This window comes from Streptosporangium sp. G11 (assembly GCF_051192615.1).
Lineage (GTDB): Bacteria > Actinomycetota > Actinomycetes > Streptosporangiales > Streptosporangiaceae > Streptosporangium.
In genome coordinates this window covers 1-4,729 of record NZ_JBPJUQ010000197.1, presented here as the reverse complement: position 1 = coordinate 4,729, position 4,729 = coordinate 1, and the positions used below count along the sequence as shown (strand labels likewise).

At 65.9% G+C, this 4,729-nt stretch carries 3 protein-coding genes and 1 pseudogene; all 4 read right to left on the bottom strand.

The window, feature by feature from the left end; genetic code table 11:
• Nucleotides 1-793 precede the first annotated feature (793 nt).
• Nucleotides 794-964 (bottom strand): hypothetical protein, encoded by a 171-nt coding sequence (locus ACSDR0_RS49455; protein WP_435295931.1) that lies wholly within the window; start codon nt 962-964, stop codon nt 794-796.
• On the bottom strand, nt 961-1,266 hold the full coding sequence (locus ACSDR0_RS49450; protein WP_435295930.1) for a hypothetical protein: 306 nt from the start codon (nt 1,264-1,266) through the stop codon (nt 961-963). Before ACSDR0_RS49450 ends, ACSDR0_RS49455 begins: the two co-directional genes overlap by 4 nt.
• 1,515 nt (nt 1,267-2,781) lie before the next feature.
• Nucleotides 2,782-3,147: a transposase family protein gene (locus ACSDR0_RS49445; protein ID WP_435295932.1), complete on the bottom strand. Its 366-nt coding sequence runs from the start codon at nt 3,145-3,147 to the stop codon at nt 2,782-2,784.
• 2 nt (nt 3,148-3,149) lie between these two features.
• Nucleotides 3,150-4,538 (bottom strand): annotated as a pseudogene (locus ACSDR0_RS49440) (ISAzo13 family transposase); the annotation flags it as partial.
• Nucleotides 4,539-4,729: the final 191 nt, after the last annotated feature.

The window sequence follows — 4,729 nt, the reverse complement described above, 5'->3', positions numbered from 1 at the left end:
AGCACCACAGATCATCGAACCGGGCCGCGTAGTCCTCCAACGGGCCCGGCGCCGGCGGACACGGACGCCGCGCGGTCGCCATCACGACCACCCCCGAACAGCACCATCTACCCCTATCCACCGGCTTACTGCGACATCAGTCCCATGTCAACAAACCACCGACTAGGGCGCCGTGCTCGCCCTCGCCGCCCGGCAGGCGCGCCCCCGCCGGGACCGCCGAACCGCCACCGACCCCGCCGACACCCCACCCGGCCCTCCGGGGGCGGCTTCCCCTCTGCAAAGCCATGACAGCCCGCGCCCGCGAGCCGATGGCCACTGCTCGGCACAAGCGGCCGGACACACCCCCTTCCCCGGGGTAGCAGCCCGGCACGGACACGTCACCCTTCAACGCGTCGATTCACGCTTCGCGAGCGGACTCCAGGCGTCGATGGCCCCGGAGTTCTTCGCTGGTCAGAGAGGGTTTGAGGGCGGGATAATGGAACTGTTGGGGGAGGAGGGCGTCATGGACCTGTCCCTTGCGATCGTCATCGTCTCGGTGGTCATCGCCGTCGCGGTGGTTGCCATCACGTTCATCGCTCACCCGAAGGGGTGACCGCCCTCAGAGCGTAGGTGTGGTTCGCTCCGCAGCGACACCATCACGCAACCGCGTCTCGCGTCTGGTGGCGCGGAGTATCCCTCCGAGAACGGCACCTACACCCCCGCCCGACCTTCACCGTAGACGGCACACCCGCTCACACAAACGTTCGTCCCCCGCTCTGGCCAGGTGCCCCGGCCCAGCGCACGGCTGGCACGCTCAGCCGGAGCCGTCTACCTGCCCCCGCCGCGCCGCCTGGACCACTGCCTGGCCACCGTCCGCCGACCCGCTCAGCTCACCCGGCTGGCCACCGCCACCATCGGAGAGCTGCCGTGGCGAGCCGAGGACAGGGGCGGCCTGGCCGCCCACCCACGCATGACCCACGCTCACGAACACCTCCTGACCCACCGCAGTGACGAAGCGATCCCACACGCTTCGCGGAACCTGCAATGACTGACCCGCCAGCCCACCGGCCGCTCAGCCACCGCCAGCCGCTCGTCGATCTCGAAAGACCCCCAGCCCCGACGATCCTCTACCCTCTCTGGCTTGTACACCCCCGACCACACCGCCGCCACGAAGTCCACCCACGCCCACTCGCGGACCACCAGCCGCGCCCGCCGCCAGCGCACCTCAATGAACGGCCCGAACCGATCCCGATGCGCCTGCACATCGCCCCACTCATCCCCGCTCACGCGGGCTCCTCAGGTGCCGACCTGTACAACGCCGCATACCGCTCGCGATACAGCCGCACGATCCGCCCCACCGCCGTTGCCAGCGCCGAACACGGACACGACGTGTACCCCGACACCCCGCCCGTCATCGCAGCGCCCAGCCGCCACCGGTAACGCCACCCGTGTGGCCCGCACTCACACCAGACCGTGAGATCCACCGCCCAATGCCCACCAGCGCCACGCCCTCTACCTCCGAGGTCTGCGACTCGATCCCGGACCATCGCAGTTGATCCGCCAGCGTGCGCGCCAACGCACCGGCCGGACTCAACACCTCCGCCGCTCGCTTCACCATGTCTTCCGCCCGACCCCGGCGAGGCAAATTCGCACCTCCAGGCCGCTGAATCACGCGGAACACGGGATGGCCTTCACCCCGATTTCGAAGGGCTCGGCTCTCCCTGTTCCCACCCGAAAGCAGGCTGAGTAACGACGCCGCAGGCTTCGCATCATGCTACGGACCGCATCTTCGCTCCCCCATAAGGGCCTTTGACGCTGGGCTCCGACACCAGGCGTTTCCCCCTGATGCCGCCAGCCTGCTACCGGGCCTCCTGGCAGCTACCCGGACCGGACTTACACCGGCAAGCGACGACGAGCTTGCGAACACGAAGATCAGCTACTCACGCAGCCTCACCTCCGTTCTGCTGGGCGCACGAAAACACTCAATGTCGACCCGGATGTTCTCGGAAGACCAACTGGAGCAACTGCGCTCGTGTCCCGACATCGGCCGTGACGATCTGATCCGGTACTTCACCGTGCCCCCCACCGACGTCGCCTTCATTGACCCAGGCCGGGGCCGGGGCCGGGGCCGAGTAACCGCCTCGGCGCCTGGCCGAACTCTACGTTGGCATCAGATTGCACGGCCGTGCAGCCTCATGCCAAGGGCAGAGTCTTGCGGTCATGGCAGCACGCCATCCCATAATGATCGCGCATCGCACGAACTTACGAGGTCAAGGGGTCGGACCGTCTGGCGAAACCGCTCCGGAGAAGCGTCCGGCTACCCGGGCATATACGAGAGGGAACAAACGGTGAAGAAGCCTAAGAAAGTCGCAATGGTATTTATTTCTTCTCTTGCGCTGCTCTGCGGTGCACTCACCTCACCGGCACAAGCGAACTATGGGGAGGTACACCGATTTCGCGCCCAATACGGAAACAGCGTCCTGCAGGGAAAGATGTCATGGTCTGAGTCTGGTCGGACCGTCACAATCGTGGGCACCCAGACAATCGCGACCGGCGCAAATGCGTGCTTCCAGGCCTTTTTTGTACCTCATCCAGGCAACGAAGATTGGTGGAACAAGGGTCGAACCGGAGAATTCTGCAGCGCCGGTGTCTGGCCCTTCGAGACCCGGGCGCTGCACGACGCCCCTGGAGGGGTTTCGAAGGTGAAAATCCTCTGGGGAAAAGAACCTTCGGACGCCCTTTGGATAGTGCAGGGTTGGTGCTACCCAATTAACGGCTGCGAGTGGGGCCATTGAGGTGATCTCAGCGAATCTCCGGTAGGTGGTCGTGCTCGAAATGGATGAGGACAAGCGCTGCGCGGGCGATGTCGCCGATTCTGCCGGGGCTGATGGTGATGTGCTGGAGGGTTCGCCAGCGGCCTTTGAGCAGGGCGAAGCCGCGTTCGCCGAGGCATCGCAGGGCTCGTAGGAGTCGGTTGTAGGTACGGTTGTCCGGGCTGAGTTCCTGGTTTTCTTCGGGTTGTTTGATGGGCGTGTGGATGCCGATGCCGGCGCCGTTGTCGGCGAGGGTGGGCAGGTCGCGGGCGGCGGCGTACAGGGCGCCCAGGAGGTGTGTCCGGGCGGCGGTGAGGTCGTGGACGGAGCCGGGTTCGACGTCGGCGATCCACAACTCTCGCGTTCGGCCTCGGCCAGGGTCTGGCGCCAGGGCTCGAGTTCGGTCACGAGCGGGTCGAACTGGTCGCGGGACATGCCGGTCAGAGCGGGGTGGGTGAGCAGGTAGGTGCCCTCAGCCGGGATCGGGGGCGCCTTCGCCTGTTCCGGCTCGGCTGGTGGTGCCGTGCTGGGATCGTAGGGCGCGATCGTGTAGTTCCACTCGCCGTGGAAGTCGTCACGCTGGACGCGCTGCAGGAGTACCTGGCGCTGCTCCTTGGTGAGGGTGCGGCCGGTGGGGTAGTCGCCCTCGTCCAGGACGGCGCTGACGGTCAGGCCGGTACTGGTGCGGGTTGCCGAGATGCTCTGCAGCAGCACCTCATAGCTGGTCAGGGGCCGTCCGCGCAGGCTGTGGGTGATGCGGGAGAACAAGCGGTGCTCGACCTTGTTCCACTTCGATGTCCCGGGCGGAAAGTGCAGCACGGTGACGGCCAGCCCGCATTCGTCGGCGAAGTCGGCCAGGTCGTTCTTGAACAGGTGGGAGTCAGCGGAGTTCGCCCCTCCGGAATCGGCGGTGATCAGAAGCCGAGTCGCATCCGGGTAGCCATTTCGGCCTTGCTGGTTCCACCAGCGGCGGATCGACTCCACCGCGAACGCCGCGGTGTTGCGGTCGGTGCCCACATTCACCCAGCCGACGTCTTGGCCCAGGTCATAGACGCCATACGGGATCGCGACCGGGGTATCAGCGAAGGTGAAGTCGTGATCTGGGGCCGTGATCGGGTTCCCCTTCGGCCGGTAGGTGCGGCCGGCCCGGGCGAAGTCACCGATCGGCTCCTTCTTCTTGGCGTCCACGCTCACCACCGGCAAGCCCTCAGCCAGGAACTGCTCGACCTTGGTGTTGATGTGCTGGAACTGGGCGTCGCGGTCAGGAACCTGGCTGCCGGCACGCTTCTTGGCCATGCCCTGGAGACTGAATCCCATCGAGCGCAGCAGATCGCCTACCGCCGGGGCGCTGATCGGATGGCCCGCCTCGGTCAACTCTCCGGCCAGGTCCCGCAGTGAGGCAGTGGTCCAGCGCAGCGGAGAAACCGGATCACCGACCTCCCGCGGCTCGATCAACGCCTCGAGCGCCGGAACCAGACCAGGATCCCGCTCAGCAGCCGACTTACGTCCACCACCAGGACGGCGCACCCGTCCCAACACCGGCGCACCGCCCGCGAGCTCGAGACGTCCCCGCGTGATGGTCGACTCCGATACTTCTGCCAGCCTGGCCACCACCGCGATCCCGCCATGCCCGAGTGCATCCGCCTCAGCAGCCAGATACAAACGGCGCTGCCGCTCGTCCAGATGCGGAAGCACAGCCGCGAACTTCACATCCAGGACCGCCAAGCCCGTCTCCGACATCGCCATGGAAAGCCAGTTAGCACACCACTCACTGAAGTCGCACCGAAACCAGCAGTAAGAGGGCGTTTTGGCATGGACTGTAGGGCTTAGATGCTTATGCCCAGTGGAGCATTCGCGCGGGTTCGTCTGGAATCTGTGCATCTATGTGCCGAGGCGAGATCGCTTCGATGTCCATTTCGTTAGATGACCTAACCCAG